Source organism: Oryzobacter telluris, from assembly GCF_043099285.1.
GTDB lineage: Bacteria > Actinomycetota > Actinomycetes > Actinomycetales > Dermatophilaceae > Oryzobacter > Oryzobacter telluris.
On sequence record NZ_CP170723.1, the window covers coordinates 2,761,526 to 2,788,449 of the forward strand.

Consider the following 26,924-nt stretch of genomic DNA (forward strand, 5'->3'; position numbering starts at 1 on the left):
CGTGGAGACCAGGGACGCCCTCGACACGGCCATCGCCCACGACGACGAGGCCACGACGCTGCGTCAGACGCTGCGGGCCCTGCGCGCGCAGGCCGCCACGCTGCGCACCGAGCTCGAGACCGTCCGCGCCCGGCACCGCCGCGAGGAGGAGGACGTCGAGCGCCTCGACGGGCTGGGCCTGACGGCGCTCACCTCCCTCTTCCGGCGGACCCGCGACGACGACGTCCGCCGCGAGCAGGCCGAGGAGGAGGCGGCCAGGGCCGACCTCAAGGCCTCCCTCGCGCGCCTTCGGGCCGTCGAGGACCGCGCCGAGGAGGCCGACCGCCGGCTCGCGTGGCTCGGCGACACCGCGACCACGCGCGAGGCCGCCGCCACCGCGCACGCGCAGGCCCTCGTCGACAGCGGGACCCCGGAGGGCGTCGAGCTGGCCGAGCTCCTCGCAGGGATCGCCTCCGCCGACGAGGAGGTCGCCCAGCTCGAGCGGCAGCGCGAGGCCGGGTCGAAGGCCGCGACCTCCCTCGACGCCGCCCTGCGCCAGCTCGGCGTGGCCGGCGACTGGTCGACCGTCGACACCTTCGGGGGCGGGGAGGCCTTCGTGGGGACCGTCAAGGCGCAGCGGATGCAGGCGGCCGGGCAGTGGATCGTCGAGGCCCAGGACGCCTTCTTCGACTTCGCCCAGGCCGTGCGCGACCCCGGCCCCGTGACGCGCCTGCGCCCCGACCTCGGCGTCAGCGACCTCAGGACGACCGTCGACGTGTGGCTCGACGACCCCATCAGCGACTGGATGGTGCACCGCTCGATCCAGGACAGCTCCGAGCAGGTGGAGGCCGCGGCCGCGTTCGTGCGCGACGCCCTCGCCCACGCGCTGCAGCGGCAGGCCGCCGTGGAGCAGCACCGCGCCGGGCTCGCCGCCCGGCGCGACGCGCTGCTCAGCCCCCGAGCTTGACCGGGTTCACGACGTCCGCGTAGATGAGCAGGGCCGACGCGCCCAGCAGGACGATCGACACCGTGTACGCGACGGGCAGCGCCTTGGCGACGTCGACGTAGCCCGGGTCCGGACGACCGGTCAGCGCCGCGAACCGACGCTTGAGCCCCTCCCACAGCGCCCCGGCGACGTGGCCGCCGTCGAGCGGCAGCAGCGGGATGAGGTTGAACAGGAAGAGCATGATGTTCAGCCCGGCCAGCAGGCTGAGCATCACCCAGAACTTGTCGGTCCACTTCTCGCCGAAGAGCGCGTCGTACTTGCCCGAGCTCACCTCGCCCGCGACCCGGCCGACACCCACGACCGACATCGGGCTGTCGAGCTCGCGCTCGGCCCCGCCGAAGGCGGCGTCCCAGACGCCGACCATCCGCTCGGGGATGTGGACCAGCGCCTGCGCCACCCGTGACACGTTCATCCAGAGGAAGGCGGGCACTGCCGAGACCGGCTGCGGTTCGTAGGCCATCGGTGCGGCGGACGAGACCCCGAGGAAGCCCGCCTCGGTGGTCGGCGTCTTCCCGGCGGCGTCGACGACCGGGCGGCCCTGGGCGTCGAGGACGGGGACCACGTTGCGGATGGGCGTGGCGGTGAGGGTCAGCTGCCGCCCGTCGCGCTCGACGACGACGGGCAGGGCCTGCCCGATCCGCGGCCGCACGATCTCGCTGACGTCGGTGGTCTCGGTGACGGGGATGCCCGCGAGGGAGACGAACGTGTCGCCCGGCAGGATGCCGGCCTGCATCGCCGGGGTCGGCGGAAGGCCCTCGCACGACGTGGCCTTGGCGGCCACGGTGACCGGTGCGACGCACTGCGACACCGCCGCCACCTGGGCACCCGGCTGCGGCGTCGCCAGGCCGTGCACGGTGAGGATGATCGTCAGCAGCACGACCCCGATGAGCAGGTTCATCACCGGCCCGCCGAGCATGATGACGAGCTTCTTCGGCACGCTCAGCTTGTAGAAGACGCGGTGCTCGTCACCGGGGCGGACCTCCTCCAGGCTCGCGGCCCGCGCCTCGTCGACGAGCTGGCTGAACCGGCCCGTGCTCGAGACCCGCACCGTGTTGGGGTCCTGGCCCTTGCGGGGCGGGAACATCCCGATCATCCGGATGTAGCCGCCGAGCGGGACCGCCTTGATGCCGTACTCGGTCTCCCCGCGGCGGCGCGACCACACGGTGGGCCCGAAGCCGACCATGTACTGCGTCACCCGCACGCCGAAGCGCTTGGCGGGCACGAGGTGGCCCACCTCGTGCAGCGCGATGGACAGGGCGACACCGAGGGCCATGAACAGCACCCCGATGACGAAGGCGAGGACGGTCACGAGGCCTCCTGGGTCGAGGCGGACGATGCCAGGCCGAGGGTCTCGGCGGCACGACGGCGGGCCCACCGGTCGGCGGCGAGCACTCCGTCAACGCTCGACGCGTCGTGTTCGCTCCCGTCGTGGTCGGCCACGACGCGCTCGATGGTGTCGACGATGTCGGTGAAGCGGATGTCGCCGTCGTGGAAGGCGTCGACGCACACCTCGTTGGCGGCGTTGTAGACGGCCGGGAACGTCCCGCCCGCCTCCCCCACCTGGCGCGCGAGGCGCACGGCCGGGAAGGCGTCGTCGTCGAGGGGGTGGAACTCCCACGACTGGGCGAGCGACCAGTCGCACGGGACGTCGACGTCCTCGAGGCGGTCGGGCCACGACAGTCCGAGGGCGATGGGGACGAGCATCCGCGGCGGGCCCAGCTGGGCGATCGTGGAGCCGTCGTGGAACTCGACCATCGAGTGGATCTGCTGCTGCGGGTGCACGACGACGTCGATCCGGTCGAACGGGACGTCGAAGAGCAGGTGCGCCTCGATGACCTCGAGCCCCTTGTTCACCAGGGTCGCCGAGTTCGTCGTGATGACTCGGCCCATCGCGAAGTTCGGGTGGGCCAGGGCCTGCTCGGGCGTGACGTCGGCGAGCTCGGCGCGGCTGCGGCCGCGGAACGGCCCTCCGCTCGCCGTGACGACGAGCCGGCGCACCTCGAAGGCGCGCCCGCCGCGCAGCGACTGCGCGATCGCGCTGTGCTCGGAGTCGACGGGGACGACCTGGTCGGGTCGCGCCGCGGCCTTGACGAGCGGCCCACCGATGATGAGCGACTCCTTGTTGGCCAGGGCCAGCACCGAGCCGGCACCGAGCGCGGCGAGGGTGGGCTCCAGGCCGATCGAGCCGGTGACGCCGTTGAGGACGACGTCGGCGCCACACGCGGCGGCCACGGTGGCGGCGTCGTCGCCGACGACGACCTCGGGGTGGTGGTCAGGACGCCCGACCTGCGCCGCGGCGGCGGCCACGGCCGCGCGGACGTCCTCGACGCTGCCGGTGGCCAGGGCGACGAGCGGCACCTGGTGCTCGACCGCCTGGCGGGCCACGAGCGCGGTGTTGGACCCCGCCGACAGCGCGACGACGCGGAAGCGCCCGGGGTGGGCCGACACGACCTCGAGGGCCTGGGTGCCGATCGATCCGGTGCTGCCGAGGACGGCGACGGTGCGGGTGCTCACCCGTCCATCATCCGCCGTCGGCCGCGCGGGGACACCTCGGGGGTCACGTGGTGAAGACCCGCTCCTCGATGAGCTGCTCGTCGACGACCTTGGCCTCGGGGTGGAAGCGGCCGTGCTCGAAGTCCTTCTGGACCTCCAGCTCGACCTGGCCCAGCCCGTGGCGGTTCTTCTCCACGGTGATGACGGCCCAGCGGCGGAAGCGCTTGATGCTGCCGAGGTCGTAGACGAGGTGCTCGCGCGAGACCACGTTCTCCTTGCTCGACAGGATGAGGACGAGGTCGGCCTCGTACGCGAGCGCCGACGAGCCCTTGAGGTCGCGGGTGCGCATGCGGTGCCCGGCACCCAGGCCCTCGCGCTCGGCCGCGGTGATCGCCATGATCGGGCAGCCCAGCTCGAGGGACATGTCCTTCAGGCCCTCGGTCACCGTGGTGACGCGCTCGAGCTCGGAGCCGGTCCAGCCGGCGATCGGGATCTTCTGGAGGTAGTCGACGAGGACCATGGGCGGCTCGCCCGCGGCCTCGGTCACCTCGGTGATGGTGCGGGCGATCTCGTCGGTGGTCGTCGTCTTGTTCGACTCGTGCAGGTGCATGCGCGGCGAGTACTCCTGCACCGTGGTCAGGGCCTCGACGCCGTACGGCACGCGGGCCATGGCGTGGGCCAGGCCGCGGCGGTCGGGGTCCTCCGCCTCGAAGACGGCGCGCACCGAGCGGACGTCGGCGGCGGCGGAGTGGTGCTGCCCGGACTCGGAGGCGGCCATGGCGGCCTCGAGCGAGATGAGGCGCTGGAGCAGGGTCGTGGACTCGTGCTCAAAGGAGAAGACGATGGCGTGGCGGCCGGCGCGGACGGCGTTGCGGACCAGCTGGACGGCCAGCGTCGTCTTGCCCGCGCCCTCGGTGCCGCCCATGAGGACCAGCTCGCCCGAGCGCAGCCCGCCGTCGAGGGTGGAGTCGAGGAGGTCGAAGCCGGTGGGCCAGACCTGGGCGCCGGGGCGCGTGCCGTGGCGCAGGGCCTCGTCGGTCTCCTCGAGGATGTCCTGGATGCTGCGGCGGCGCTCCATGCCGTGCGAGGCCCTGCCCTCGCCGTAGCTACTGGTGCTCATGGGTGCAATGACACCACCCGACGGGCCCGGGCGTCAGCCGATCCGCACAACGGCGTCCGGACGGTGGACCTCACGTCGCCAGCCCGACGTACTTGGTCTCGAGGTACTCGTCGATCCCCTCGAACCCGCCCTCGCGCCCGAAGCCCGACTGCTTGACGCCACCGAACGGCGCCGCGGGGTTGGACACGATGCCCGTGTTGATGCCGATCATCCCGAACTCCAGGGCCTCGGCCACGCGCAGGACGCGGCGCTGGTCGTTCGTGTACACGTACCCGACCAGCCCGTACTCGCTGCTGTTGGCCTTGGCGACCGCGTCGGCCTCGTCGCGGAAGGTGGCGACGGGAGCCACCGGCCCGAAGATCTCCTCGGCCAGGCAGCGGCTGTCGGCCGGGACGTCGGCGAGCACGGTCGGCTCGTAGAAGAAGCCCTTGCCGGGCACGGGGCCACCGCCGGTGAGGACCGTGGCGCCGCGGCCGACCGCGTCCTCGACGAGGGCGTGCACCGAGGACCGCTGCTTCTCGGTGATGAGGGGGCCGACGTCGACGCCCTTCTTGGTGCCCTTGCCGACGACGAGGGCGCCCATCCGCGTGGCGAGCTTGGCCGAGAACTCCTTGGCCAGCGACTCGTGGACGTAGAACCGGTTGGCGGCGGTGCAGGCCTCGCCGATGTTGCGCATCTTGGCCAGCATCGCGCCGTCGACCGCGGCGTCGACGTCGGCGTCCTCGAAGACGAGGAAGGGCGCGTTGCCGCCCAGCTCCATCGACAGGCGCAGCAGCTGCTCGGCCGACTGCTCGACGAGCACCTTGCCGACGCCGGTGGACCCGGTGAACGTCAGCTTGCGCAGGCGGGAGTCGCGGATGAGCGGCTCGCACACCGCGCCGGAGTGGGTGGTGGTGACGACGTTGAGGACGCCGTCGGGCAGGCCGCACTCCTGGAGGACCTTGGCGAGGAGCAGCATCGTCAGGGGGGTCTCGTGGGCCGGCTTGACGACCATCGTGCAGCCGGCGGCGATGGCCGGGCCGATCTTGCGGGTGCCCATGGCCAGCGGGAAGTTCCAGGGCGTGATCATCAGCGTGGGGCCGACCGGCTGCTTCATCGTCAGCAGGCGGGTGGCGCCGTTGGGGGCCACCGAGTAGCGCCCGTGGATGCGCACGGCCTCCTCGGCGAACCAGCGGAAGAACTCGGCGCCGTAGGTGACCTCGCCCTTGGCCTCGGCGACGGTCTTGCCCATCTCCAGGGTCATCAGCAGGGCGAAGTCCTCGGCGCGGGCGGTGAGCACCTCGAAGGCCGAGCGCAGGATCTCGCTGCGGTCGCGGGGCGCGACCTTCGCCCACGACGCCTGCGCCTCGTGCGCGGCGGCGAGGGCGGCCAGGCCGTCGTCGGGGGTCGCGTCGGCGCAGGTCGCCAGGCGCGCGCCCGTGGCCGGGTCCGTGACGTCGAAGCGCTCTCCCCCGCTCGCCTCGCGCCACGTGCCGCCGATGAGCAGCCCCGTGGGGACCTCGCCGATGAGTGCCTTCTGGGTCAGGGCCATGGTGCTTCCGGTCCTCCGGTGGTGATGGTGGTGAGGGCGTCGTGTCGACCCTACGCCCGGGTCGACGTGGCGCAGGAGGGGTGCGGTCAGCGGTCCTCGAGGCCCCACGGGGAGCCGTAGCCCTCCGGCTTCGGGGCGGCGAGCAGGTCGAGGAAGGGGACGGCGTCGAACGCCTCGGGGCCGAGGACGCCGGCGCCGGACCAGGTGCCGGCGGCCAGCAGCTCGAGGGCGACCACGGGGTTGACCGCGGTCTGCCACACGACGCACTGGGCGTCGTAGTCGCGCATCGTGTCGGCGTTGTCGGAGACGTGGAACAGGTAGGTGCGGCGGGGCTGCCCGTCCTTGCCGGTGCCCGTGACCCACAGGCCCGCGCAGGTCCTCCCCTCCATCCGCGGCCCGATGGTGACGGGGTCCGGGAGGACGGCGGCGACGACGTCGCGCGGGCTGACCTGCACGCCCTTGACCGACACGGGGTCGGTGCGGTCCAGGCCGAGGGTGTGCAGCGTGCGCAGGATGGAGATCATCTCCTCGCCGAGCCCGTACTTGAAGGTGACCTTCTTCGCGTCGACCCAGCGGGGCATGAGGAGCACCTCCTCGTGCTCGACGTGGACGCACTCCACGGGCCCGATGCCGCCGGGGAAGTCGAAGACCTCCGGCTCGCTGAACGGCGGGAGGGTGAAGAAGCCGGCCTCGACGTCGTACCCACCGTCGGCCCCGACCGCCCGGTCCCTCTCCCAGACCACGGGCGGGTTGAGGCACTCCTCGATGATCGTCCACATCGAGAAGCCGGGGGCGAAGACCTCGTTGCCCTCGTCGTCGCGGATGACGAGGTTGGCGCCGTCGCGGGTGCCGAGCTCGTCGATCTCGCCGAACAGGTGGTCGGCGGCGTAGCGGGCGAAGACGTCGGACAGTCCCGGCTCCACCCCGATGCCGACGAGCGCGAGCCGCCCCTCGGCCTCCCACTCCCCCGCCTGCGCGAGCTGGTCGTCGCCGAGCTTGACGCCGACCTTCGCGTACGGCTCGGTGGGGTGGCGCCGCGACAGGCTCATCGCCATGTCGAGGTAGTCGGCGCCGGCGGCGCGCGCGCCCTCGAAGATCGGCAGGACGAAGCGCGGGTCGACGGCGTTGAAGACGTGCGTCGCCCCGACCTCGCGGGCGAGGGCGGCCACGGCGCCGGCGTCGGAGGCGTCGACCTGCGCCGCGCTGAACCGGCTCTCGCCGGCGTGCCGCCCCTCCACCGCCGCGACGGTGCGCTCGGCCCGGGTCAGGTCGTAGTCGGCGACGACCCAGGACTCGAAGAACGGACGTTCGGCGGCGATGCGGGCGGCGGCGTCACCGACGCCACCCGCGCCGACCATGAGCACACGCATGTGTAAAGAGACCTCTCAGGTGTCAGGCGCGGGCGCGCTCGCGCCGTGTAGCCAGCACCTGGCCGACCACGACGACGCCGAGCGCGATGAGGAACATCAGCGTGCCGATGACGTTGACCTGCACCGGCGCACCGCGTTGGGCGGCCCCCCAGACGTACATGGGGAACGTGATCGAGCTCGGGCTCGCGTTGAAGTTGGTGATGATGTAGTCGTCGAAGCTCAGCGAGAACGCGAGCAGCGCCCCCGCGAGGATGCCCGGGAACGCCAACGGGAACGTGACCCGCAGGAACGTCTGGACCGGGTTCGCCCCGAGGTCGGCCGCAGCCTCCTCGAGACGGGGGTCGAGCGTGGCGACCCGAGCCTTGACGGCCACGACGACGAACGAGATGCAGAACATGATGTGGGCGATGGTGATGGCCAGGCTGCCGGCCGGCACACCCATCATGAGGAAGAGGGTCAGCAGGCTCGAGCCCATGACGACCTCCGGTGTGGCCATCGGCATGAAGATCAGCAGGTTGGTCCCCGAGCGGGCCTTGAACCGGTAGCGCCCCAGGGCGAAGGCGATCATGGTGCCGAGGGCGGTAGCGGTGATCGAGGCGATGAGCCCGATCCGGAGCGAGAGCCCGAGCGACTCGCAGATCCCCTGGGCGCCACACGGGTTGGTCCACGCGTCGAGCGTGAAGGACTCCCACGTGTAGTTGTAGCGGCCGACCGGGTCGTTGAACGAGAACACCGCCACGACGAGGTTGGGGATCAGCATGTAGACGAGGACGCCCACCGAGGCGATGAGCAGCAGGTTGCGCCGGAGCCATGTCATGTCAGACCAGCTCCTCGGTGCCGGCACGTCGGACGTAGTACGTCACCAGCGCGAGGATCATGAGGAGGAGGACGAAGGACAGGGCCGCGGCGAGCGGGTAGTCGAGCACGCGGAGGAACTGGCTGTCGATGACCTGCCCGATCATCACCGTCTGCGTGTTCCCGAGGAGCCGCGAGTTGATGAAGTCACCGGTCGCCGGGATGAAGGTCAGCAGCGTTCCGGCGACCACGCCGGGCAGCGAGAGCGGCCAGGTCACGTGCCGGAAGGCCTGGAACGGGGAGGCATACAGGTCGCCCGCCGCTTCGACGAGACGGGGGTCCAGCCGGTCGAGGGCCGAGAAGAGCGGCAGGATCATGAAGGGCAGGAAGTTGTACGTCAGCCCGGCGATGACGGCGAACTTCGACGACAGGAGGGTGTCGTTGTTCGTCAGCGTGAGGAACTGGAGCACGTCGGTGATGTGCAGGGCCTGCGCGACCTCGGCGACCGGCCCCGTGTCCGAGAGGATCGTCCGCCACGCGAGCGTGCGGATGAGGAAGCTCGTGAAGAACGGCGCGATGACGAGGACGAGCATGAAGTTCTTCCAGCGTCCGGCCTTCTGCGCCATGTAGTACGACAGAGGGTAGGCCAGCAGCAGCGCGAAGACGGTGGCCGTGGCGGCGTAGCCGACGGACCGCAGCAGGTGCGGCCAGTAGCGCCCGATGGCATCGGCGTAGATCCCGACGTTCCCGGTGAAGGTGTAGCCGGTCTCGACCGACCCCTCCTGGAGGGACTGGGAGCCGAGCGTCACCATCGGCACGACGAAGAAGACGAGCAGCCAGAGCAGACCGGGGGCGAGCAGCGCGTATGGAACCCAGTTCGCGCGGCGCGGAGGCGCCGGTGGGGGCGTCGACACCGCGACGGGCGCGACCGCGGTCATCCGACGGCCTCCGCTGCCTCTCGCGCGGCCTCCTCGTCGGGGTCGACGGCGAAGGCGTGCGCGGGGTCCCACCCGAGCCACACGACGTCGCCGGGTCTGGTCGAGTGCGGCTGGACATCGAGGTTCTGCTCGTACACCGCCCAGGTCGCGCCGCTCTCGGTCGTCACGAGGTACTGGGTCGCCACCCCGGTGAACGACACGTCGACGACCGTCGCCTTGACGTCGTTCCCCGCGCCGACGGGCTGGGTCTCGTGGATGCGCACCTTCTCGGGTCGGATGCCGAAGAAGATGTCGCCCTCGGTGCGCGTGCTGCGCGCCACCGGGACCCGCACCCGGGAGCCGGACACGTCGGCGACGAGGTCGTCACCGTCCCGGTCGACCACCCGGGCCAGGCCCATGTTCGACTGGCCGACGAAGTTGGCGACGAAGGCCGACTTCGGCAGGTCGTAGAGGATCTCGGGGGCGTCCATCTGCTCGATCCGACCGTGGTTCATCACCGCGACGGTGTCGGCCATGGTCATGGCCTCCTCCTGGTCGTGCGTGACGTGGATGAAGGTCAGCCCGACCTCCTGCTGGATCCGCTTGAGCTCGATCTGCATCTGGCGCCGCAGCTTGAGGTCGAGCGCACCGAGCGGTTCGTCGAGGAGGAGCACGTCGGGCCGGTTGACGACCGCGCGGGCGAGCGCGACGCGCTGCTGCATGCCCCCCGAGAGCTGGTTGGGCCGCTTCGTGGCGACGTGGTCGAGCTGGACGAGCTGGAGGACCTCCTGTGTCTTGCTCTTGGCGTCCTTGTCGCCCTTGCGCCTGAGGCCGAAGCTGACGTTGTCGAAGACCGTCATGTGCGGGAAGAGGGCGTACGACTGGAAGACCGTGTTGACGTTGCGCTGGAACGCCCGCGTCCGGGTGATGTCGGTGTCACCGATGTGCATGCTGCCTCCGGTGGGCTCCTCGAGCCCCGCGACCATCCGCAGTGTCGTCGTCTTCCCGCAGCCCGAGGGGCCGAGGAGGGCGAAGAAGGAGCCGCGCGGGATCGTGAGGTCGAGCGGCTGCACGGCGGTGAAGTCGCCGAAGCTCTTGCTCAGCCCGACCAGCCGGAGGTCCCCGGTACCGTGCTCGGCCATCAGCTGGACGTGAGGTCGGCGAAGGCGCGGGCGTAGGTGGTCTCCTCCTCGGCCGAGAGGCCCCGGAAGACCTTGGCCCGGGCGAGGACGTCCGGGGTCGGCACGATGAGCGTGTTGGTGGCGAGCTCCTCGTCGATCTTGGCCAGGTCGTCCTTGGTGCCCTTGACCGGCGGGATGTAGTTGACCCACGCCTCGACCTCGGCCATGACGCTCGGCTGGTAGTAGTAGTCGATGAGCTTCTCGGCGTTCTTCTTGTGCTTGGCGAGCGCCGGGATGACGAAGTTGTCGGACCACAGGGTGAAGCCGGCCTGGGGCAGGGCGTACTGGACCTTGTCGTTCTCGAACTGCAGCTGGACCACGTCACCCGTCCAGGCGACGCAGGCGGCGATGTCGCCCTTGGTGAGGCCGTCGGTGTAGTCGTTGCCGGTGAAGCCCTTGAGCTGGCCGGCCTCCTTGGCCTTCTGGATCATCGCGATGGCGGCGTCGAAGTCGTCGGCCGTGAAGCTCGCGGGGTCCTTGCCCATCTCGCACAGCACGAGGCCCACGGTGTCGCGCATCTCCGACAGGAGCGTGACCTTGCCCTTGAGGGCGGGGTCGGTGAGGAGCTGGGTCATCGTCTCGATCTTCTTGCCGCCGGTGGCGTCGAGGTTGTACGCGATGCCGGCGAAGCCGCTCTGCCACGGGAGGGAGAACTTGCGGCCCGGGTCGAACTCGACGTTCTTCAGCGAGTCCTCGAGGTTGGCCCTGCCGTTGGGGACGTTGGCGTAGTCGAGCGGCTGCACGTAGCCCTGGCGGATGAGGCGGGCGACCATCCAGTCGGTGCTGCACCAGACGTCACGGCCGGTGTCCTGGCCACCCTCGAGGAGGGGGCGGACCTTGGCGTAGAACTCGTCGTTGTCGTTGTAGTCCTCGGTGTAGTTGACCTTGATCCCAGTCTCCTTGGTGAAGGCGTCCAGGCTGGGTCGGGACTTCTCGTCGTCGGAGACGTCGATGTACTGCGTCCAGTTCGACCAGTTGACGACCTTCTCGGTGTCGCTCATGTCCTGGGCGGCCTTGGCGGTGGGAGCCACCGAACCGGTGGCGGACGCCCCCCCGCCCTTCGGCGCGCTGCCGCAGGCGGCGAGGGCGGCCGTGGCACCGACGCCGAACGCACCGGCCATCAGGGTCCGCCGGGTGGTGAGGCCACGCAGCAGGGCGGCGCGCATGGCGGTGGAGGTCAGGTCGGGAGTTGGTCGCTCGGCCATGGGGTTCTCCTCGGGAGGTGGTCCGGTGGGTAGGTCCGGGTCGGGGTCGTGGGGTCAGGGTGCAGGACGCGTGTGTCCGGCGTGTTTCGCCGGTCAGGACTCGATGTTGGCCATGACGTGCTTGATCCGGGTGTAGTCCTCGAACCCGTACATCGACAGGTCCTTGCCGTACCCGGACTTCTTGTAGCCGCCGTGCGGCATCTCGGCGACGAGCGGGATGTGGGTGTTGATCCACACGCAGCCGAAGTCCAGGGCCTTGCTCATCCGCATCGCGCGGCCGAAGTCCTTGGTCCACACCGAGGACGCGAGGCCGTAGTCGACGCCGTTGGCCCAGCGCAGCGCCTCCGCCTCGTCGGTGAAGCGCTGCACCGTGATGACGGGGCCGAAGATCTCGTTCTGGATGGCGTCGTCGTCCTGGCGCAGGCCCGACAGGACCGTGGGCTCGAGGTAGTAGCCGTCACCGAGGTCGGTGCGGCGGTTGCCTCCCGCGGAGACCGTGGCGTGCGAGGGGAGGTCCTCGATGAAGCCGCTCACCCGGGCGAGCTGGCTCGCGTTGTTCACCGGGCCGAAGAGCGCGTCCTCGTCGTCGGGGAGGCCGACGGGCGCCGAGCTCCTCGCGTACTCGGCGAGCGCCGCGACGAAGTCGTCGTGGATGCCGGGGGCGGCGAGCACGCGGGTGGCGGCGGTGCAGTCCTGGCCGGCGTTGAAGTAGCCGGCGATGGCGATGCCCTCGACGGCGGCCTCGATGTCGGCGTCGTCGAAGACGACGACCGGGGCCTTGCCGCCGAGCTCGAGGTGCACCCGCTTGAGGTTCGGCGCGGCGCTGGCCGCGACCTCGGCGCCGGCCCGGACCGACCCGGTGATGGCCACGAGGCTCGGGGTGCGGTGCTCGACGAGCAGGCGGCCGGTGTCGCGGTCGCCGGTGACGACGTTGAGCGTGCCGGCCGGGAGGAACTCGGAGGCGAGCTCGGCCAGGCGCAGGGTGCTCTCGGGGGTGGTGTCGCTCGGCTTGAGGACGACCGTGTTGCCGGCGGCGAGCGCCGGGCCGATCTTCCAGACCGCCATGAGGAGCGGGTAGTTCCACGGGGTGACCTGGCCGACGACGCCGATCGGCTCGCGGCGGATCCACGAGGTGTGGCCGGCCATGTACTCGCCCGCGGCCTTGCCCTCGAGGACGCGGGCCGCGCCGGCGAAGAACCGGAGCTGGTCGACCATCGGGGGGATCTCCTCGCTCGCGGTGAGCGCCTTGATCTTCCCGGTGTTCTCGGACTCGAGCGCGATGAGCTCGTCGGCGTGGGCCTCGATGGCGTCGGCGAACTTCAGCAGGGCCTGCTGGCGCTCGCTCGGCGTGGTGCGGCCCCAGTCGCCGGCGAAGGCCTGCTCGGCGGCCGCGTAGGCGGCGTCCACGTCCTCGGCGCCGCTCACCGGTGCCGTCGCGACGACGGATCCGGTGGCCGGGTTGACGACGTCGGACGTGGATTCGGTACGTGCGTCGGCGTACTCGCCGCCGATGAAGTTGCGAAGAGTGCGAGGACCGCTCATGGGCGTGGCTCCCAGGGGTGGTGGTGACGTCAGTGCAGGTGGACTCTAAACCCGTCGACCGCGAAATCACTAGGGTGCGACCATCGAATTCGATGAAAAGTTACACATGTGTGCTGCGACATCGACGGATTCCGTCACCGCGGTACTTGCGTGCCCCCGAATCAGCGGGCACGATGGCCGCGTGACCCGAAGCAGCCGCCCCGCCCGGTCCGGGCGTTCCGCACCGGAGACCCGCCTCGACGACGTCGCCAAGCGCATCATCGAGCTCCTCCAGGAGGACGGCCGCCAGTCCTACGCCGCCATCGCCAAGGCGGTGGGGCTGTCCGAGGCCGCGGTGCGCCAGCGGGTGCAGCGCCTCCTCGACGCCGAGGTGATGCAGATCGTCGCCGTCACCGACCCCCTCCAGGTGGGCTTCCGGCGGCAGGCGATGATCGGGATCCGCGCCGAGGGCGACCTCATCGAGGTCGGCGAGGCTTTGACGGCGATGGCGGAGGTGTCCTACGTCGTCACCACGGCGGGGAGCTTCGACATCCTCTGCGAGGTCGTCTGCGAGGACGACGACCACCTCCTCGAGCTGCTCACCGAGCGCATCCGGGGCCTGAAGGGCGTCGCCTCCACGGAGACGTTCGTCTACCTGAAGCTCAACAAGCAGCACTACAACTGGGGTACGCGATGACCACCACCTCCGGCGTCTGGGAGCCGAGCTCGGACCAGCACACCGCCACCGGCAAGCTGTACTCCGACGCCGCCCGCGACCACCTGTGGATGCACTTCACCCGGCACTCGGTCTTCGAGGACCGCGAGGCCGGCGGCCTCGGGCACAGCGTGCCTATCATCACCCGTGGTGAGGGCTGGCGGATCTGGGACGACCGGGGCAACGAGTACATCGACGGCCTGGCCGGGCTCTTCGTCAACAACGTCGGGCACGGGCGCACCGAGATCGCCGAGGCGATGGCGAAGCAGGCGTCCGAGCTGGCGTTCTTCCCGCTGTGGTCCTACGCCCACCCGCGTGCCATCGAGCTCGCCGAGCGGCTCGCGCACCACGCGCCCGGCGACCTCAACCGGGTCTTCTTCACCACCGGCGGCGGTGAGGCCGTGGAGACCGCCTGGAAGCTGGCCAAGCAGTACTTCAAGCTCACCGGGAAGCCGACGAAGCACAAGGTCATCTCCCGCTCGGTGGCGTACCACGGCACCCCGCAGGGCGCCCTGTCGATCACCGGCATCCCCGACGCGAAGATGCCGTTCGAGCCGCTGGTGCCCGGTGGCCACAAGGTCCCGAACACCAACCTCTACCGCGCGCCCGAGCACCTGCGCGACGACGAGAAGGCCTTCGGCCGGTGGGCCGCCGACCGCATCGCCGAGGCGATCGAGTTCGAGGGCCCCGACTCCGTGGCGGCGGTCTTCCTCGAGCCGGTGCAGAACTCCGGTGGCTGCTTCCCTCCCCCGGCCGGGTACTTCGACCGGGTCCGCGAGATCTGCGACGAGTACGACGTGCTGCTCGTCTCCGACGAGACGATCTGCGCGTTCGGGCGGATCGGCTCGATGTTCGCCTGCGACGACTTCGGCTACCAGCCCGACATCATCACCACGGCCAAGGGCATCACCTCGGGCTACGCCCCGCTCGGCCTGATGATCGCGAGCGACCGGCTGTTCGAGCCGTTCCGCTCGGGCACGACGTACTTCCCGCACGGGTACACGTGGGGCGGGCACCCGGTGTCGTGCGCCGCGGCGATGGCCAACCTCGACATCTTCGACGCCGAGGGGCTCAACGACCGGGTCAAGGCCAACGCGCCGATCTTCAAGTCGACCCTCGACAAGCTCCTCGACCTCCCCCTCGTCGGAGACGTCCGCGGGGCCGGGTACTTCTACGGGATCGAGCTCGTCAAGGACAAGGCCACCCGCGAGACGTTCGACGACGCCGAGAGCGAGCGGCTGCTGCGCGGCTTCCTCTCCAAGGCGCTGTTCGACGCCGGGCTGTACTGCCGCGCCGACGACCGCGGCGACCCCGTGGTGCAGCTGGCGCCGCCGCTGACGATGGGCCCGACGGAGTTCGACGAGATCGAGCGCCGGTTGCGCTCGGTGCTCACCGAGGCCGAGAACCACCTCTGACGTGGCCCCGGTGTCCGGCACCGGGCCGCTGTGGTCGGAGGCGGCCGCGCCCTCGACGCCCGACGACGCGCCCCTCCCCCTGACGGTCGACGTCGCCGTCGTGGGTGCGGGGTACACCGGCCTCTGGACGGCGTACTACCTGCTGCGTGAGCGGCCCGACCTCACGGTCCTCCTGCTCGAGGCCGAGCACGTGGGCTTCGGCGCGAGCGGCCGCAACGGCGGCTGGGTGTCGTCGCTCTGGCCGGTGGGTCCCGAGGCGCTGGCCCGGCGCTCCGGACGGGCGGCTGCCCTGGCGCAGCTCGCGGCGCTGCGCGACACCGTCGACGAGGTCGGCCGGGTCGACGAGGCCGAGGGGCTGGGGTCGGGGTACGTCAAGGGTGGGGCGCTGGTCGTCGCGCGCACGCCCGCCCAGGCGTCCCGGGCGCGGGCGGAGGCCGAGCACGCGGCCTCCTGGGACACGGGCACCGTGTGGCTGGACGCCGGTGCGACGCGCGAGCGGCTCGCCGCGCCCGGCGCGCTCGGCGCCACGTTCACCCCTCACTGTGCGCGCATCCATCCCCGCCGGCTGGTCGACGGGCTGGCGCGGACCGTGCGCCTCATGGGGGCCCGGGTGGTCGAGGGCGTGCGGGTGGCGCGGGCCGGCGACGGGGTCGTCGTCCTGGAGGACGGGCGCCGGGTCACCGCCGGCGCGGTCGTCATCGCCACCGAGGGGTGGACCCACGCGTTGCCCGGTCACGAGCGGACGGTGGCCCCGGTGTACTCGCTCATGGTCGCCACCGAGCCGCTCACCGACGAGCAGTGGCACGGCATCGGGCTCGACGGGCGCGAGGTGTTCGCCGACCACGGGCACGTCGTCATCTACGGGCAGCGCACCGATGACGGGCGGATCGCGTTCGGCGGCCGGGGCGCGCCGTACCACTGGGGCTCGGCGGTGCGACCCGAGTTCGACCAGGAGGAGACGGTGTTCGCGGCGCTGAGGTCGACGCTCACCTCCGTCCTGCCGCAGCTCGAGGGGGTGCGGTTCACCCACGCGTGGGGCGGGGCGCTCGGCATCGCGCGCGACTGGCACCCGTCGGTCCAGTGGGACCCGGCGACGCGCACCGGCTCGGCGGGCGGCTACGTCGGTGACGGGGTGGCCGCGACGAACCTCGCCGGGCGCACGCTCGCCGACCTCGTCCTCGGGCGGGCGTCGGCGCTGGTCGACCTGCCGTGGGTCGGGCACCGCTCGCCGCGGTGGGAGCCGGAGCCGCTGCGCTGGCTCGGGGTCAACGCGGGGCTGCGGCTGGCCCACCTCTCCGACCGCGAGGAGACCTCCACCGGCCGCCCGGCCCGCCTCGGCGCCCTCCTGTCGAGGCTCACCGCCCACTGACGTCCGGGTTTCCGGTGGTGTCGCGGCGAGCGTGGAGCCCGGTCACGCCCCTGCCGCACCCCAGCGTCCGAGAGCGGTGATGGCCTCGCTCAGGGCGTGCCCGCGCTCGGTCAGCGCGTAGGCGCGGGTGTTGTGGCGCAGCGGCAGACGGGTCAGCACCCCGGCCGCCTCGAGCTCGCGCAGGCGGGTCGCGAGCATGTTCGTCGGGACACCCAGGTCACGCTGCAGGTCGCCGTACCGCTGCGGGCCCTCCAGCAGCCGCTCGACGATGAGCAGGGCCCAGCGGCTGCCGACCACGTCGAGGGCCGAGGCCAGGTCGCTCACTCGCTCGAGTCGGTGGTCGGCTTCATCCAGAACGGCGAGTAGTGGTAGCCGTCGGGGTCGTCGAACTGGCGCTGGTACATGAAGGGGTAGTCGTCGATGTCGCCGACGCGCCCGCCGGCGGCCTCGGCCCGCGCGACGATCTCGTCGACCGCCTCGCGGCTGGCGAGGTCGAACGAGACCGTGACCTTCGACGGGGTGTCCGGGCCGCCGACGAGCTCCTCGGTGCCGCCGATGCTCGCGTACATCTCGTGGCTGCCGAGCATCACGTACTGCTCGGGGGCGATGGCGAAGCACGAGACGTTGTGGTCGGACATCTCCGGGTTCAGGGTCCACCCGAGGGCGGTGTAGAAGGCGGTCGCGCGGTCGACGCTCTGGACGGGACAGGTGATGAAGAGGCTCATGCGGGGATACTTGCAAAATGCAAGTGCGTTAGTCAAGGGTGCCGCGCGCCTGGCACCTCGCCGAGGCTCGGAGGTCGGGGGTCGACCCGCGAACCCATGACGAGGTCGCGCTCTTGCGTCGTTCACCCGCGCGGGTGTAATCGTCGGAGGGGGGCGCGGCAGCCACCCGGAACCAGAACGGGAGGAATCGATGTCCGACACCGAGGTCTACGACTCGACCGCAGGCGAGCGCGACGCCCGAGACGCCACCGATGACGTCGGGGACCTCGCGGAGGACCTGTTCGACCTCACCGGTGACGAGATCCCCGACGAGCTCGACGTGGCCGACCTCGACGACCTCGTGGCCGCCACCTCTCCTGACGTCGAGTACTCCCCCTACGACGAGGAGGACGAGGAGCAGTCATGACCGTCCTCAGCCGCGCGCAGGCCACCGCCATCCTCCGCAGCCTCGGGTGGCGGGTCCGGACGACGTCCGAGTACGTCACCGTCGTACGGCACTTCCAGGGCGGGTGGAACCTCGGACCCGAACTCGACGTGGACGGCTCGGTCGGTCCCGACACCTCGGCCGCCCTGCTGCTCAGCGAGTCCCGGCGGCGCGCCGGCAAGCCCACCGCCTCGGCACACTTCTCCTTCAGCGAGGTCGCGTGCCGCTGTGACGGTCAGTACTCGAGCTGTCCACGAATCTGGCAGAAGCGCAGCGCCTTTCGCATGATGGAGGGCTACCGCTCGAAGAGCGGTCGGCCCCTCGACGTCGTCTCTGCCTGCCGCTGCCCCAGTCGCAACGCCGCCGTCGGCGGCTCACCGACCTCCCGCCACCTCACGGGACGTGCGTGCGACGTCGAGCCCTTCTTCTCCGTCGAGACGGTCAAGAGCTGGCAGGTGGCGACGCACATCGGCTTCGGATCCTCCAGCCGAAGGGTCAAGCACATCGACAAGGGTTCTGCCGCAACGGTGGTCAGCCCAACCGTCTACGTCAACGGAGCCTGACGAGCGGGAGACTGTCGAGGTTGGATGACATGAGTTCTGATCACGAGTCGTTCCCGGATGACCTGTCGGGCCACTTCTGGGCTCGTCTGACGGAGATGCCGGATGTCGATCGGTGGAAGTACGAGGTGGTCGACTACCAGAACAACGTCATGGCAGAGGGAGTCGCGGTCAGCCCTGCCCAAGCTGCTCGATTTGTCCGGAGCTGGGACGCCGTGGCCAGCAGCGACTTCGACGGCAGCGGTGACCCGAGTCTGCCGTGACTGAGGGCCGACGTCGGTCCGCGGCATGTCCGGATGTCAGGGCACTCCCTGGCCGAGCAAGGGCCGCCCACGGGTGTCGCCCTCGAGAAGCCACACGCGTATGGCGGCGCGGCACCGTTGTACGGTACCGCGGCGGCGACTCGCATCCTGAGCCCGCCGGCCACGCCAACGTTGCGGAGTCGATGGCTCGACTGGAGGATTGACCGTCGGCCGGGGGAGGCCAATGATGAACGGAGTCTCTCCCTTGGAGGTGCATCATGCGCCGTGTCCTGTGTCTGGTCGGCTTCCACCGCTGGGAGCACCACGTCAACCGGGAGAAGAGCGGGCCTGGCGGCGGATATGACCTGTGCTCCCACTGCGGCAGGGAGAAGAAGTCCTACGAGGGAAGCGGCAACCCCTCCTTCAAGGGACCGCTCATCGGCTGAATGCGGACCGGGAACCACTGCAGCGCTGGGTGTGTCGGCTCGGCGGGTTTGCCTACGCCACGTCCTTGATCCGGTCGGCCCGCCCAACCCTTGACGCTAAAACACCTCACGCTGATGTCCGGACGTTTAGTGAACGGCCCAAGGACCGTTTCCTTCCCTAACGCCTACCTCCTTTGAGGCTCGCACCGCCGTGTACTCGCCGGCCGACGTCTCGATGACGGAGCGGCACTCAAACGCCAGCTGACGAATCGTGACGCCGCGACTCCGACCGGGGCGCTCGAGACATGAGAACCGCACCTCGAGCTCCGCGCGCTGAAAGGCCCCCCAGCCCAATCCATCCACATTCGCTCGACCGCGCAACCACTCCTGCAGCTCCTCCGCGAACGCGAACTCCACTGCGGCGCCATCGATGGTGGCGTTGCCCGTCAGCAAGTTCAGCATGAGCTGCCCCTCCCCCGCGTGGAGCAGCAGCGGCAGGTCCCCTGGGGAGACCAACAAGCGCCAACCCACGAAGATCTGGCAAAGCTGGTTGGCGTAGTACTAGACCAACCCACGACGCATGTCGGCGGTCGTGCCATCAATCGGGGGACTTCGCCGCCCTCGCAGCTCAGCCGTAGAGACAGCAATCGTCGGCCTTGTAACACGACCGCGTCGCGGCAGATACGGAAGTACCGCGCCACCACGGTGATGACGCAGAAGTCCACGCGGGGCGCAGGTACATCTGCGACATCTCGGAGTTTCTGCGCCGTCGCGGTGATGGCGCAGAAGTTGCGGCAACGAGCGACCATCGGCATGTCAGGGTGTCGGCGCACTGCGCATGTCGGTCGGCGAGCGTGCAGGACCCCGCGCGTGACCAGCCCGGGTAGCGTGCGAGAGATGCAGGAGATCGAGTCGCTGCCGGACCTCGACCGCGTGCTCCGCGACGGGCGACCGCTGCGAGGCCTGCGCCTCCAGGACCTCGATCTCACCGGACACGAGGTCGAGCTGATGGCCCGCGCCGACGTCGAGGGGATGGTCGTCCTCGGGGGCCGGATGACCGACGAGCTCGCCACCCACCTGCGTGCGTCGGGCGCCCTGGTCTTCCCCACCGACCCGCACGCACCCGTCAACCCGTACCGGGCGAGCCTGTACCAGCCGCACGAGCTGTACGAGGGTCTGGCCGCCGGCGGCTACGAGGCGACGCCCGACGCCCTCGCCTACCACTGGTCACGCGACGGCGCCCTGCAGCACGATGCGTTCGTCACGCTGCTGCGGGCGGTCCACGACGACTCGATCAGCGACGCTCTCGGCGAGGTGCTCGGCGACGCACGGGTGGTGGGCGTCATGGGAGGCCACACGATGTCGCGCGGCACACCCGCCTACGCGGCCGCCGCCCGTCTCGGCCACACCCTGGCCGAGCGCGGCCTCGTCGTGCTCACCGGTGGCGGGCCGGGTGCCATGGAGGCCGCGAACCTGGGCGCCTTCTCCCCCACCGAACGCGCGTTGGACGACGCGCTCGAGCGGATCGCCCGGGTGCCGGGTTTCCGCCCCTCGATCGACGCGTGGGCCGGCGTCGCGCTCGAGCTGCACGACGAGCTGCTCCGCACCCCGGTCGCCGACGCGCGCGTGCGCAGCGTCGGGATCCCCACCTGGTTCTACGGCCACGAGCCGCCGAACGTCTTCTGCAACGGCATCGCCAAGTACTTCAGCAACGCCGTCCGCGAGGACGGGCTCCTCGCGCGCTGCACCGCCGGGCTGGTCGTCCTCGAAGGCGCGGCCGGCACGGTGCAGGAGGTCTTCCAGGCGGCGACCCGCCTCTATTACGCCGCGCCCGAGGCCGCGCTGCCCGTCGTCGTCCTCGTCGGCCGCACCCACTGGACCGACACCATCCCGGTCTGGCCGGCGCTGCAGGCCCTGGGGAGGGGACGGGCCATGGCCGGGAGCCTCCACCTCGTCGACACGGTCGAGGAGGCCGCGGCCCTCGTGACGTCGAACGTCAGCGAGGGGTCATGAGGACGATGCCGAGGCACATCTCGTCGGTGGTGCCCTCGCCCCACGCGACGTAGCGGTCCTTGGTGCCCTTGAAGCTGGGGAGCAGGTCGCGCAGCCCCTGGTCGTGGGTGCAGGTGACCGTGACCGTGTCGCCGGGTCCGACCCGCAACGGCGTCTTCAGCGGGATGCTGCCCTGGTCGTCGAAGTCCCACACCGGGATGTCGAGGATGCGGCGTGCCTGCGGCGTCCCCTTGTTGACGTCGATGGTGATGGCCCGGCCGAGCAGGTGCATGTGGCCGGAGGCGGCCCGGATGGTCGCGGTCTCGCGGATGGGGCGCGTGCAGCTCTGCACGGGTCCCGCGGCGATCGGCCCGCAGAGCCAGTGGAGCAGGTCGGCGGTCGCGATCTTCTCGCCGAAGCGCTGCCTGAGGTCGGCGACGGCGACGACCCGGCTGCACAGCCCCGCGGTGCGGTTCTCGCGGCAGGGCAGCTCGACCGGCGCGGGCATGAGCATCGTCTGGAGCGCCTGCTTCTTGGACCCCTTCGCCTCGGTCAGCCGAAGCCGCACGGTGCTCTGGTCGGGGCCGGTGCCCGCCAGCAGGTTGTAGTGCATCTGGACGACGAGCTGGGTGCCCTTGGCCAAGGGGATCCCGATGTCGTCGGCCATGACCCGCTCGCCACCACCGGGGGCCCACGCGCCGACCCAGTCGGCCTTGTCGAGGTTCACCCCGGACACACCCGCGAGCCCGGCCCCGCCGAAGCAGGTCCAGCCCTCGCCGGGGTCCTCGGCATCCAGGGCCCGGGCCTTGGACACCTCCTCGGCGTCGACCTTGGAGACGATGACGTGGTGCACGACGGCCGGGTTGTCGGGCGAGATCTGCACGCCGCTGACGAGCTGGTCGGTGCGGAACTTCGGGTCGACGAGGAAGCAGCGGTAGTCGTCGGTGCCGGTGCCCTCGGGCGCCTTGGGCGTGTAGGGCGCCGGCAGCTTCACGGTGAGGAAGCGCTCACCCGCGCGCGCGGGGACGTCCTTCACGGCCGGGGTGGGCGCCGTCGCGGAGGCGCTCGGCGTGTGGGTGCTCGCGTGGCCGTCGGCCGACCTCAGGGCAGCGGGCAGCTCGGCCCCTCCCCCACAGCCCGCGAGGGCCGCGGCGAGGGCCAGGACGGGGACGGCCCCAAGGACCGCGGCGCGACGTCGCACCTGCACAGGGTACGACCGGTCAGGCGGTCGCCGCTGCCAGCTGGCCGCAGGCGCCGTCGATCTCCGACCCGCGGGTGTCGCGGACCGTGGTCGGGATGCCGTGGGCGCGCAGCCGCTCGACGAACTGCTGCTCGACCCCGCGGCGCGACGCCGTCCACTTCGAGCCCGGCGTCGGGTTGAGCGGGATCGGGTTGACGTGCACCCAGCCGCGCCCGCGTGAGGCGAGCTTCTCGCCGAGGAGGTCGGCCCGCCAGGCGTGGTCGTTGATGTCGCGGATGAGGGCGTACTCGATGGAGACGCGCCGCCCGGTGGCCACGTAGTACCGGTACGCGGCGTCGATGGCCTCGTCGACCTTCCACCGGGTGTTGATGGGGACGAGCTCGTCGCGCAGCTGGTCGTCGGGGGCGTGCAGCGACAGTGCGAGGGTGACGGGGATGCCCTCCTCGGCGAGCTTGTCGATGCCCGGCACGAGGCCGACGGTCGACATCGTGATGCCGCGCGCCGACATCCCGAGGCCCTCGGGGGCGGGGTCGACGAGCCGGCGGATGGCGCCGATGGCGGCCTTGTAGTTGGCCAGCGCCTCGCCCATCCCCATGAAGACGACGTTGCTGACGCGGGTGGGGCCGCTCGGCTCGCCCGACGCCGCGTCCTCGGACTCGTCGCCCAGGCCGGCGCCGTCGTCGTCGGCCGGGCCGGTCATCTCGGGGAGGCCGCCGTGGCGCAGCAGCCGCGAGGCCGCCACGACCTGCTCGACGATCTCGCCCGTGGACATGTTGCGGGTCAGGCCCTCCTGGCCGGTGGCGCAGAACGGGCAGTTCATGCCGCAGCCGGCCTGGCTGGAGATGCAGACCGTGACCCGGTTGGGGTAGCGCATGACGACCGACTCGACGAGGGCGCCGTCGAAGAGCCGCCACACCTGCTTCACCGTGGCACCGCGGTCGGCCGTGAGGCTGCGTACCGGCGTGAGGAGGGTGGGCAGGAGGTCGGCGACGAGCTCGTCGCGCACGGCCTTGGGCAGGTCGGTCATCTCGTCCGGGTGCTCGACGAGGCGGTCGAAGTAGTGGGTCGAGAGCTGGCCCGCGCGAAACGGCTTGTGCCCCAGCGCGGCCACGGCGTCGCGGCGCTCGGCGAGGGTGAGGTCGGCCAGGTGGCGCGGCGGCTTGCCGCGGCGGGGGGCGGCGAAGGTCAGCTGCCCGGGGGCGGGGCGGGGGGTGCTCGGCTCGGTCATGGTGCTCCCAGTGTCTCAGGTCCGCGGGTCGGCCCGGCCGGGCCCCGTCGAGCGCAATCCCCCACTTGGCGCGTTTCCGTGGCGGAACGGCCCCCGTTGGCCCTACCGTGGGCAGTACTCGTTCTGCAGGGGAACGGGTACTGCAGGAAATGAGGACGGCCATGGGCCTGTTCGACCGTTTCAAGGCGCCCAGGACGCAGGAGGACGCTCCCGTCGCCTCCGGCGTGCCCGAGGCACCCGCCGCGCCGGCTCATCACGTGCCCGACATCGACGACGAGCCCGGTCCCTTCTCCGACTCGGTCCGCGAGCACCTCGAGCGGCTCACCGCGGCCGCCGACGCGGACATCGCCTCGCTCGACCCCGGTGCCTTCGACGCCGCGCTCACCTCTCGCCTCGTCAGCGCCGAGCGCATCCACTCCACCGGCCTGGGGTTCACCTACGCGAGCCGCTTCGCCGACCACGTGCACGAGGTGCTCACCCTCGACCTCCCGTCGGCGGTGGTGACCCTCCCCGACTCGCGGGTCGCCGAGTCCGGGCGGCGCCTGCCGAGCCTGATCAACCGCGGCCGCACCAACCTCCTCGAGCTGCTCGAGACCGCCCCGGTCGACGTCGACCGGGTCACCGAGGGTCGGCGCGGGCTGTGGACCGTCATCGGCGACACCCCGTACACCGCGAGCTTCGCGCGCTTCCTCAACGACGCCGCGCACCGCTGGCTGCCCGACGTCGACGACCGCAACGGCTGGGTCTTCGCGCTCCCCTACCGGCACGCGATCCTCCTCCAGCCGTGCGGCACCGCCGCCGAGGTGCGCGACGCCCTCGAGCTCGTCCCCGACTGGGCGCAGCGGATGCACGCCGACGGCATCAGCCCGCTGTCGAAGCACACCTACCACTGGGTCGACCGGCAGATCACCTGCCTCACGACCGAGAACGAGGACGGCACGATGAGCGTGCGGCCGTCGGAGATGCTCGAGCAGGTCCTCGGCCTCGGCCGACGCGCCGGCTGACAACCCCGGCACGACGGGCGCGCCCGCGCCCTCTTCGTCACTGGTTCGTGCCGCTCGCTCAGCCGAGCGGCACGAACCAGATCAGCAGCACCCAGGCGACGGGCGCCACGACGACGAGCGAGTCGAGGCGGTCCATGAGGCCGCCGTGGCCGGGCAGCAGCGTGCCCATGTCCTTGATGCCGAGGTCGCGCTTGACGCTGCTCTCGATGAGGTCGCCCAGGGTCGCCGCCGCGGCGGCGACGGCCCCGAGGATGGCGCCGGACCACCACAGCCCACCGAGCAGCAGCGGCAGGGCGATGCTGCCGACCACCGCGCACGTGACGACGGAGCCGGCGAAGCCCTCCCACGACTTCTTCGGGCTGAGCGAGGGCGCCATCGGGTGCTTGCCGAGCTTGACGCCCACGGCGTAGCCGCCGATGTCGGAGAACACGGTGACGAGGACGAAGACGATGATCCGCTGCCGGCCGTCGGGCGCCGCGAGCATCATCGAGGCGAAGCCGCCGAGGAAGACGGGGTAGAACGCGATGAGCGAGGAGGCGCCGAGGTCGCGGGCGGCGCCGGCGATGCCGTCGGCGACGCGCCAGACGAGCAGGCCCACGACGGTGAGCCCCAAGGTGATGACGAGGGCCTCGGCGCCGCGCAGGTAGGCCGAGACGAGCATGCCGACCGACCCCAGCACGAGCGGGACGAGCGGGACGCGGATGCCCTTGGTGGCGACGGCTCGGCGCAGCTCCCACGCGCCGTAGGTGACGGCCACGACGACGACCGCCAGGAAGGCGCGGGCGTCGACGACGAGCGTGCCGATGACGACACCGCCGAGCAGGAGGCCCACGCCCACGGCGGCCCGCAGGTCGCGACCCGCCTTCGAGGTGGGGGGTGCCGAGGCGTCCTGCGTTGCCGAGGTGTCCTCGGTCACGAGGGTGTCGGTGGCGTCCGTGGTCACGGTGTGGTCGTCGGCGGCGATGGCGTCGCTGGCATCGGTCATGGTGCGGTCGGGCTCGAGAGGGTCAGACCTCGAGGAGCTCGGCCTCCTTGTGCTTGAGCAGGTCGTCGATGAGGTCGACGTGGCGCTTGGTGACGGACTCGAGCTCCTTCTCGGCGCGCGCTCCCTCGTCCTCGCCGACCTCGCCGTCCTTGACGAGCTTCTCCAGGGTCGTCTTGGCCGTGCGGCGCACGTTGCGCACCGAGATCTTGGCGTCCTCGGCCTGGGTGTGCGCCATCTTCACGTACTCCCGGCGTCGCTCCTCGGTGAGGACGGGCATGACACAGCGGATGATGTTGCCGTCGTTGCTCGGGTTGACCCCGAGGTCGGCGTCCTGGATCGCCTTCTCGATGGCGCGCATCGAGCCCTTGTCGAACGGGCTGATGATGATGGTGCGCGCCTCGGGGTTCTGGAACGACGCGAGCTGCTGCAGCGGGGTCGGGGCGCCGTAGTAGTCGACCATGACCTTCTGGAACATGCCCGGGTGGGCCCGACCGGTGCGGATGCCGCCGAACGCCTCCTTGGCGGCCTCGACGGTCTTCTCCATCTTCTCCTCGGCCTCGAACAAGGTCTCGTCGATCATGGGGGCGTTCTCCTTCGAATCTGCCGCGCGGCACGCGCGGCGGGTCGTGGTCCAGTGTGTCAGGGACGGGCGCCGGCGGGCGCGTGCCCGCGGAGGTGGCGGCCCCGGTCGCGGTGGCTCAGCCGGCGGAGACGAGGGTCCCGATGGACTCCCCGCGCAGGGCACGGGTGATGTTGCCGTCGCCCTCCATGCCGAAGACGACCATGGGCAGGCGGTTCTCCATGCAGAGGCTGAACGCCGCGGCGTCGACGACCTTCAGGCCGCTGCGCAGCGCCTCCTCGAAGGTGACCTTGTCGAGCTTGCGGGCGTCGGGGTTGGTGCGCGGGTCGGCGTCGTAGACCCCGTCGACGCCGTTCTTGCTCATGAGCACCGCGTCGCAGCGGCACTCCAGGGCGCGCTGGGCGCTCACCGTGTCGGTGGAGAAGTACGGCATCCCGGCGCCGGCGCCGAAGATGACGACCCGACCCTTCTCGAGGTGTCGGATGGCGCGGCGCGGGATGTACGGCTCGGCGACCTGGCCCATGGTGATGGCGGTCTGCACCCGCGTGTCGATGCCCTCCTTCTCCAGGAAGTCCTGGAGGGCGAGGCAGTTCATCACGGTCCCGAGCATGCCGATGTAGTCGGCGCGCGAGCGGTCCATGCCCTTCTGCTGGAGCTCGGCGCCCCGGAAGAAGTTGCCACCCCCGACGACGACCGCCACCTCGATGCCCTCGCGGACGGCGTCGGCGATCTGCCCGGCGATGGCGCGCACGACATCAGGGTCGACACCGACGCGTCCTCCGCCGAAGACCTCACCGGAGAGCTTGAGCAGGACGCGGCGTGCACGGCCGGGCGTCGGTGCGGGGACGGTGCTGGCGGACGGGGCGGCCTCGGTCAGGGCGTGCGTGGTCACAGGGCCTCCTCGGCGTGGGTGCGCAGCGGTCGACCGATCCTGTCACACG

General features: G+C 71.2%; 27 protein-coding genes. 10 read left to right on the forward strand and 17 right to left on the reverse strand.

Translation table 11 applies throughout. The annotated features are described in order from the left end of the window. Position 1 precedes the first annotated feature (1 nt). Complete coding sequence (locus tag ACFLFB_RS12705) at positions 2–946, forward strand: hypothetical protein (protein ID WP_392542548.1); 945 nt, start codon at positions 2–4, stop codon at positions 944–946. Here ACFLFB_RS12705 and ACFLFB_RS12710 read toward each other — a convergent pair. The 10 genes from ACFLFB_RS12710 to ACFLFB_RS12755 all read right to left on the reverse strand — a co-directional run bounded on the left by ACFLFB_RS12710 (position 930) and on the right by ACFLFB_RS12755 (position 13,139). Next, entirely contained in the window at positions 930–2,294 is a 1,365-nt protein-coding gene (locus ACFLFB_RS12710) for a M50 family metallopeptidase (protein ID WP_392542549.1), read from the reverse strand. The two genes, ACFLFB_RS12705 and ACFLFB_RS12710, sit on opposite strands and share 17 nt — an antisense overlap. After that, positions 2,291–3,499, reverse strand: coding sequence for a 1-deoxy-D-xylulose-5-phosphate reductoisomerase (dxr, locus tag ACFLFB_RS12715; RefSeq protein ID WP_392542550.1), 1,209 nt, complete (start codon positions 3,497–3,499; stop codon positions 2,291–2,293). The genes ACFLFB_RS12710 and dxr overlap by 4 nt, the downstream gene beginning before the upstream one ends. Before the next feature lie 43 nt (positions 3,500–3,542). Next, positions 3,543–4,598, reverse strand: a complete 1,056-nt coding sequence (locus ACFLFB_RS12720) for a DnaB-like helicase C-terminal domain-containing protein (protein ID WP_392542551.1) — start codon at positions 4,596–4,598, stop codon at positions 3,543–3,545. Between the two features lie 70 nt (positions 4,599–4,668). Further along, a complete protein-coding gene (locus ACFLFB_RS12725) occupies positions 4,669–6,129 on the reverse strand; it encodes an NAD-dependent succinate-semialdehyde dehydrogenase (RefSeq protein WP_392542552.1) in 1,461 nt (486 codons plus the stop codon). A gap of 86 nt (positions 6,130–6,215) precedes the next feature. After that, complete coding sequence (locus tag ACFLFB_RS12730) at positions 6,216–7,499, reverse strand: saccharopine dehydrogenase family protein (RefSeq protein ID WP_392542553.1); 1,284 nt, start codon at positions 7,497–7,499, stop codon at positions 6,216–6,218. 22 nt (positions 7,500–7,521) lie between these two features. Continuing rightward, positions 7,522–8,316, reverse strand: a complete 795-nt coding sequence (locus ACFLFB_RS12735) for an ABC transporter permease (protein WP_392542554.1) — start codon at positions 8,314–8,316, stop codon at positions 7,522–7,524. 1 nt (position 8,317) lies between these two features. Then, complete coding sequence (locus tag ACFLFB_RS12740; protein ID WP_392542555.1) at positions 8,318–9,232, reverse strand: ABC transporter permease; 915 nt, start codon at positions 9,230–9,232, stop codon at positions 8,318–8,320. Further along, positions 9,229–10,353 carry an ABC transporter ATP-binding protein gene (locus ACFLFB_RS12745; protein ID WP_392542556.1) on the reverse strand — a complete coding sequence of 375 codons (1,125 nt, stop codon included), beginning with the start codon at positions 10,351–10,353 and terminating at the stop codon, positions 9,229–9,231. Before ACFLFB_RS12745 ends, ACFLFB_RS12740 begins: the two co-directional genes overlap by 4 nt. Then, the gene (locus ACFLFB_RS12750; protein WP_392542557.1) at positions 10,353–11,597 is read right to left on the reverse strand and encodes an extracellular solute-binding protein; all 1,245 of its coding nucleotides are present in this window, start codon (positions 11,595–11,597) and stop codon (positions 10,353–10,355) included. The genes ACFLFB_RS12745 and ACFLFB_RS12750 overlap by 1 nt, the downstream gene beginning before the upstream one ends. Positions 11,598–11,690: 93 nt before the next feature. Next, on the reverse strand, positions 11,691–13,139 hold the full coding sequence (locus ACFLFB_RS12755; RefSeq protein ID WP_392542558.1) for a gamma-aminobutyraldehyde dehydrogenase: 1,449 nt from the start codon (positions 13,137–13,139) through the stop codon (positions 11,691–11,693). A 181-nt stretch (positions 13,140–13,320) separates the two neighbouring features. Between ACFLFB_RS12755 and ACFLFB_RS12760 the strand changes: the two genes are divergently transcribed. From ACFLFB_RS12760 to ACFLFB_RS12770, 3 genes are read left to right on the forward strand one after another with little or no spacing between them, the layout of a single operon-like run. Further along, entirely contained in the window at positions 13,321–13,815 is a 495-nt protein-coding gene (locus ACFLFB_RS12760) for an Lrp/AsnC family transcriptional regulator (RefSeq protein WP_392542559.1), read from the forward strand. Next, positions 13,812–15,248: an aspartate aminotransferase family protein gene (locus ACFLFB_RS12765; protein WP_392542560.1), complete on the forward strand. Its 1,437-nt coding sequence runs from the start codon at positions 13,812–13,814 to the stop codon at positions 15,246–15,248. Before ACFLFB_RS12760 ends, ACFLFB_RS12765 begins: the two co-directional genes overlap by 4 nt. 10 nt (positions 15,249–15,258) lie before the next feature. Continuing rightward, on the forward strand, positions 15,259–16,617 hold the full coding sequence (locus ACFLFB_RS12770; protein ID WP_392542561.1) for an NAD(P)/FAD-dependent oxidoreductase: 1,359 nt from the start codon (positions 15,259–15,261) through the stop codon (positions 16,615–16,617). A gap of 42 nt (positions 16,618–16,659) precedes the next feature. Here the strand turns inward: ACFLFB_RS12770 and ACFLFB_RS12775 are convergent, their stop codons facing one another. Then, positions 16,660–16,941 carry a winged helix-turn-helix transcriptional regulator gene (locus ACFLFB_RS12775; protein ID WP_392542562.1) on the reverse strand — a complete coding sequence of 94 codons (282 nt, stop codon included), beginning with the start codon at positions 16,939–16,941 and terminating at the stop codon, positions 16,660–16,662. Further along, positions 16,938–17,342, reverse strand: coding sequence for a VOC family protein (locus tag ACFLFB_RS12780; protein ID WP_392542563.1), 405 nt, complete (start codon positions 17,340–17,342; stop codon positions 16,938–16,940). Before ACFLFB_RS12780 ends, ACFLFB_RS12775 begins: the two co-directional genes overlap by 4 nt. Before the next feature lie 190 nt (positions 17,343–17,532). Here ACFLFB_RS12780 and ACFLFB_RS12785 point away from each other — a divergent pair, with 190 nt between their 5' ends. The 5 genes from ACFLFB_RS12785 to ACFLFB_RS12805 all read left to right on the forward strand — a co-directional run bounded on the left by ACFLFB_RS12785 (position 17,533) and on the right by ACFLFB_RS12805 (position 21,006). Next, complete coding sequence (locus ACFLFB_RS12785; protein WP_392542564.1) at positions 17,533–17,748, forward strand: hypothetical protein; 216 nt, start codon at positions 17,533–17,535, stop codon at positions 17,746–17,748. After that, the gene (locus ACFLFB_RS12790) at positions 17,745–18,329 is read left to right on the forward strand and encodes a D-Ala-D-Ala carboxypeptidase family metallohydrolase (RefSeq protein WP_392542565.1); all 585 of its coding nucleotides are present in this window, start codon (positions 17,745–17,747) and stop codon (positions 18,327–18,329) included. Before ACFLFB_RS12785 ends, ACFLFB_RS12790 begins: the two co-directional genes overlap by 4 nt. Before the next feature lie 29 nt (positions 18,330–18,358). Further along, a complete protein-coding gene (locus ACFLFB_RS12795) occupies positions 18,359–18,589 on the forward strand; it encodes a hypothetical protein (protein ID WP_392542566.1) in 231 nt (76 codons plus the stop codon). Between the two features lie 257 nt (positions 18,590–18,846). Continuing rightward, positions 18,847–19,014, forward strand: a complete 168-nt coding sequence (locus ACFLFB_RS12800) for a hypothetical protein (protein ID WP_392542567.1) — start codon at positions 18,847–18,849, stop codon at positions 19,012–19,014. 876 nt (positions 19,015–19,890) lie between these two features. Next, positions 19,891–21,006: an LOG family protein gene (locus tag ACFLFB_RS12805; RefSeq protein ID WP_392542568.1), complete on the forward strand. Its 1,116-nt coding sequence runs from the start codon at positions 19,891–19,893 to the stop codon at positions 21,004–21,006. On the opposite strand, the gene ACFLFB_RS12810 is transcribed toward ACFLFB_RS12805, so the two are convergent. Beyond that, on the reverse strand, positions 20,990–22,186 hold the full coding sequence (locus ACFLFB_RS12810; RefSeq protein WP_392542569.1) for a hypothetical protein: 1,197 nt from the start codon (positions 22,184–22,186) through the stop codon (positions 20,990–20,992). The two genes, ACFLFB_RS12805 and ACFLFB_RS12810, sit on opposite strands and share 17 nt — an antisense overlap. 19 nt (positions 22,187–22,205) lie before the next feature. Then, positions 22,206–23,414, reverse strand: coding sequence for a 23S rRNA (adenine(2503)-C(2))-methyltransferase RlmN (gene rlmN, locus ACFLFB_RS12815; RefSeq protein WP_392542570.1), 1,209 nt, complete (start codon positions 23,412–23,414; stop codon positions 22,206–22,208). A 161-nt stretch (positions 23,415–23,575) separates the two neighbouring features. On the opposite strand from rlmN, the gene ACFLFB_RS12820 reads away from it, so the two are divergent. Beyond that, on the forward strand, positions 23,576–24,418 hold the full coding sequence (locus ACFLFB_RS12820; RefSeq protein WP_392542571.1) for a hypothetical protein: 843 nt from the start codon (positions 23,576–23,578) through the stop codon (positions 24,416–24,418). Positions 24,419–24,476: 58 nt separating this feature from the next. On the opposite strand, the gene ACFLFB_RS12825 is transcribed toward ACFLFB_RS12820, so the two are convergent. The 3 genes from ACFLFB_RS12825 to pyrH form a co-directional block, all read right to left on the reverse strand. Then, entirely contained in the window at positions 24,477–25,403 is a 927-nt protein-coding gene (locus ACFLFB_RS12825; RefSeq protein ID WP_392542572.1) for a phosphatidate cytidylyltransferase, read from the reverse strand. 22 nt (positions 25,404–25,425) lie between these two features. Then, complete coding sequence (gene frr, locus ACFLFB_RS12830; protein ID WP_392542573.1) at positions 25,426–25,983, reverse strand: ribosome recycling factor; 558 nt, start codon at positions 25,981–25,983, stop codon at positions 25,426–25,428. A 118-nt stretch (positions 25,984–26,101) separates the two neighbouring features. Then, entirely contained in the window at positions 26,102–26,860 is a 759-nt protein-coding gene (pyrH, locus tag ACFLFB_RS12835) for a UMP kinase (RefSeq protein WP_392545420.1), read from the reverse strand. Positions 26,861–26,924 lie beyond the last annotated feature (64 nt).

Coding starts and splice junctions, on each gene's coding strand:
- ACFLFB_RS12780 (WP_392542563.1), bottom strand. CDS start 17,342: ATGAGCCTCTTCATCACCTGTCCCGTCCAGAGCGTCGACCGCGCGACC.
- ACFLFB_RS12735 (WP_392542554.1), bottom strand. CDS start 8,316: ATGACATGGCTCCGGCGCAACCTGCTGCTCATCGCCTCGGTGGGCGTC.
- ACFLFB_RS12720 (WP_392542551.1), bottom strand. CDS start 4,598: ATGAGCACCAGTAGCTACGGCGAGGGCAGGGCCTCGCACGGCATGGAG.
- ACFLFB_RS12795 (WP_392542566.1), top strand. CDS start 18,359: ATGAGTTCTGATCACGAGTCGTTCCCGGATGACCTGTCGGGCCACTTC.
- ACFLFB_RS12800 (WP_392542567.1), top strand. CDS start 18,847: ATGCGCCGTGTCCTGTGTCTGGTCGGCTTCCACCGCTGGGAGCACCAC.
- ACFLFB_RS12740 (WP_392542555.1), bottom strand. CDS start 9,232: ATGACCGCGGTCGCGCCCGTCGCGGTGTCGACGCCCCCACCGGCGCCT.
- ACFLFB_RS12725 (WP_392542552.1), bottom strand. CDS start 6,129: ATGGCCCTGACCCAGAAGGCACTCATCGGCGAGGTCCCCACGGGGCTG.
- ACFLFB_RS12790 (WP_392542565.1), top strand. CDS start 17,745: ATGACCGTCCTCAGCCGCGCGCAGGCCACCGCCATCCTCCGCAGCCTC.
- ACFLFB_RS12765 (WP_392542560.1), top strand. CDS start 13,812: ATGACCACCACCTCCGGCGTCTGGGAGCCGAGCTCGGACCAGCACACC.
- rlmN (WP_392542570.1), bottom strand. CDS start 23,414: ATGACCGAGCCGAGCACCCCCCGCCCCGCCCCCGGGCAGCTGACCTTC.
- ACFLFB_RS12755 (WP_392542558.1), bottom strand. CDS start 13,139: ATGAGCGGTCCTCGCACTCTTCGCAACTTCATCGGCGGCGAGTACGCC.
- ACFLFB_RS12820 (WP_392542571.1), top strand. CDS start 23,576: ATGGGCCTGTTCGACCGTTTCAAGGCGCCCAGGACGCAGGAGGACGCT.
- ACFLFB_RS12750 (WP_392542557.1), bottom strand. CDS start 11,597: ATGGCCGAGCGACCAACTCCCGACCTGACCTCCACCGCCATGCGCGCC.
- ACFLFB_RS12730 (WP_392542553.1), bottom strand. CDS start 7,499: ATGCGTGTGCTCATGGTCGGCGCGGGTGGCGTCGGTGACGCCGCCGCC.
- frr (WP_392542573.1), bottom strand. CDS start 25,983: ATGATCGACGAGACCTTGTTCGAGGCCGAGGAGAAGATGGAGAAGACC.
- ACFLFB_RS12785 (WP_392542564.1), top strand. CDS start 17,533: ATGTCCGACACCGAGGTCTACGACTCGACCGCAGGCGAGCGCGACGCC.
- ACFLFB_RS12825 (WP_392542572.1), bottom strand. CDS start 25,403: ATGACCGATGCCAGCGACGCCATCGCCGCCGACGACCACACCGTGACC.
- ACFLFB_RS12805 (WP_392542568.1), top strand. CDS start 19,891: ATGCAGGAGATCGAGTCGCTGCCGGACCTCGACCGCGTGCTCCGCGAC.
- ACFLFB_RS12745 (WP_392542556.1), bottom strand. CDS start 10,353: ATGGCCGAGCACGGTACCGGGGACCTCCGGCTGGTCGGGCTGAGCAAG.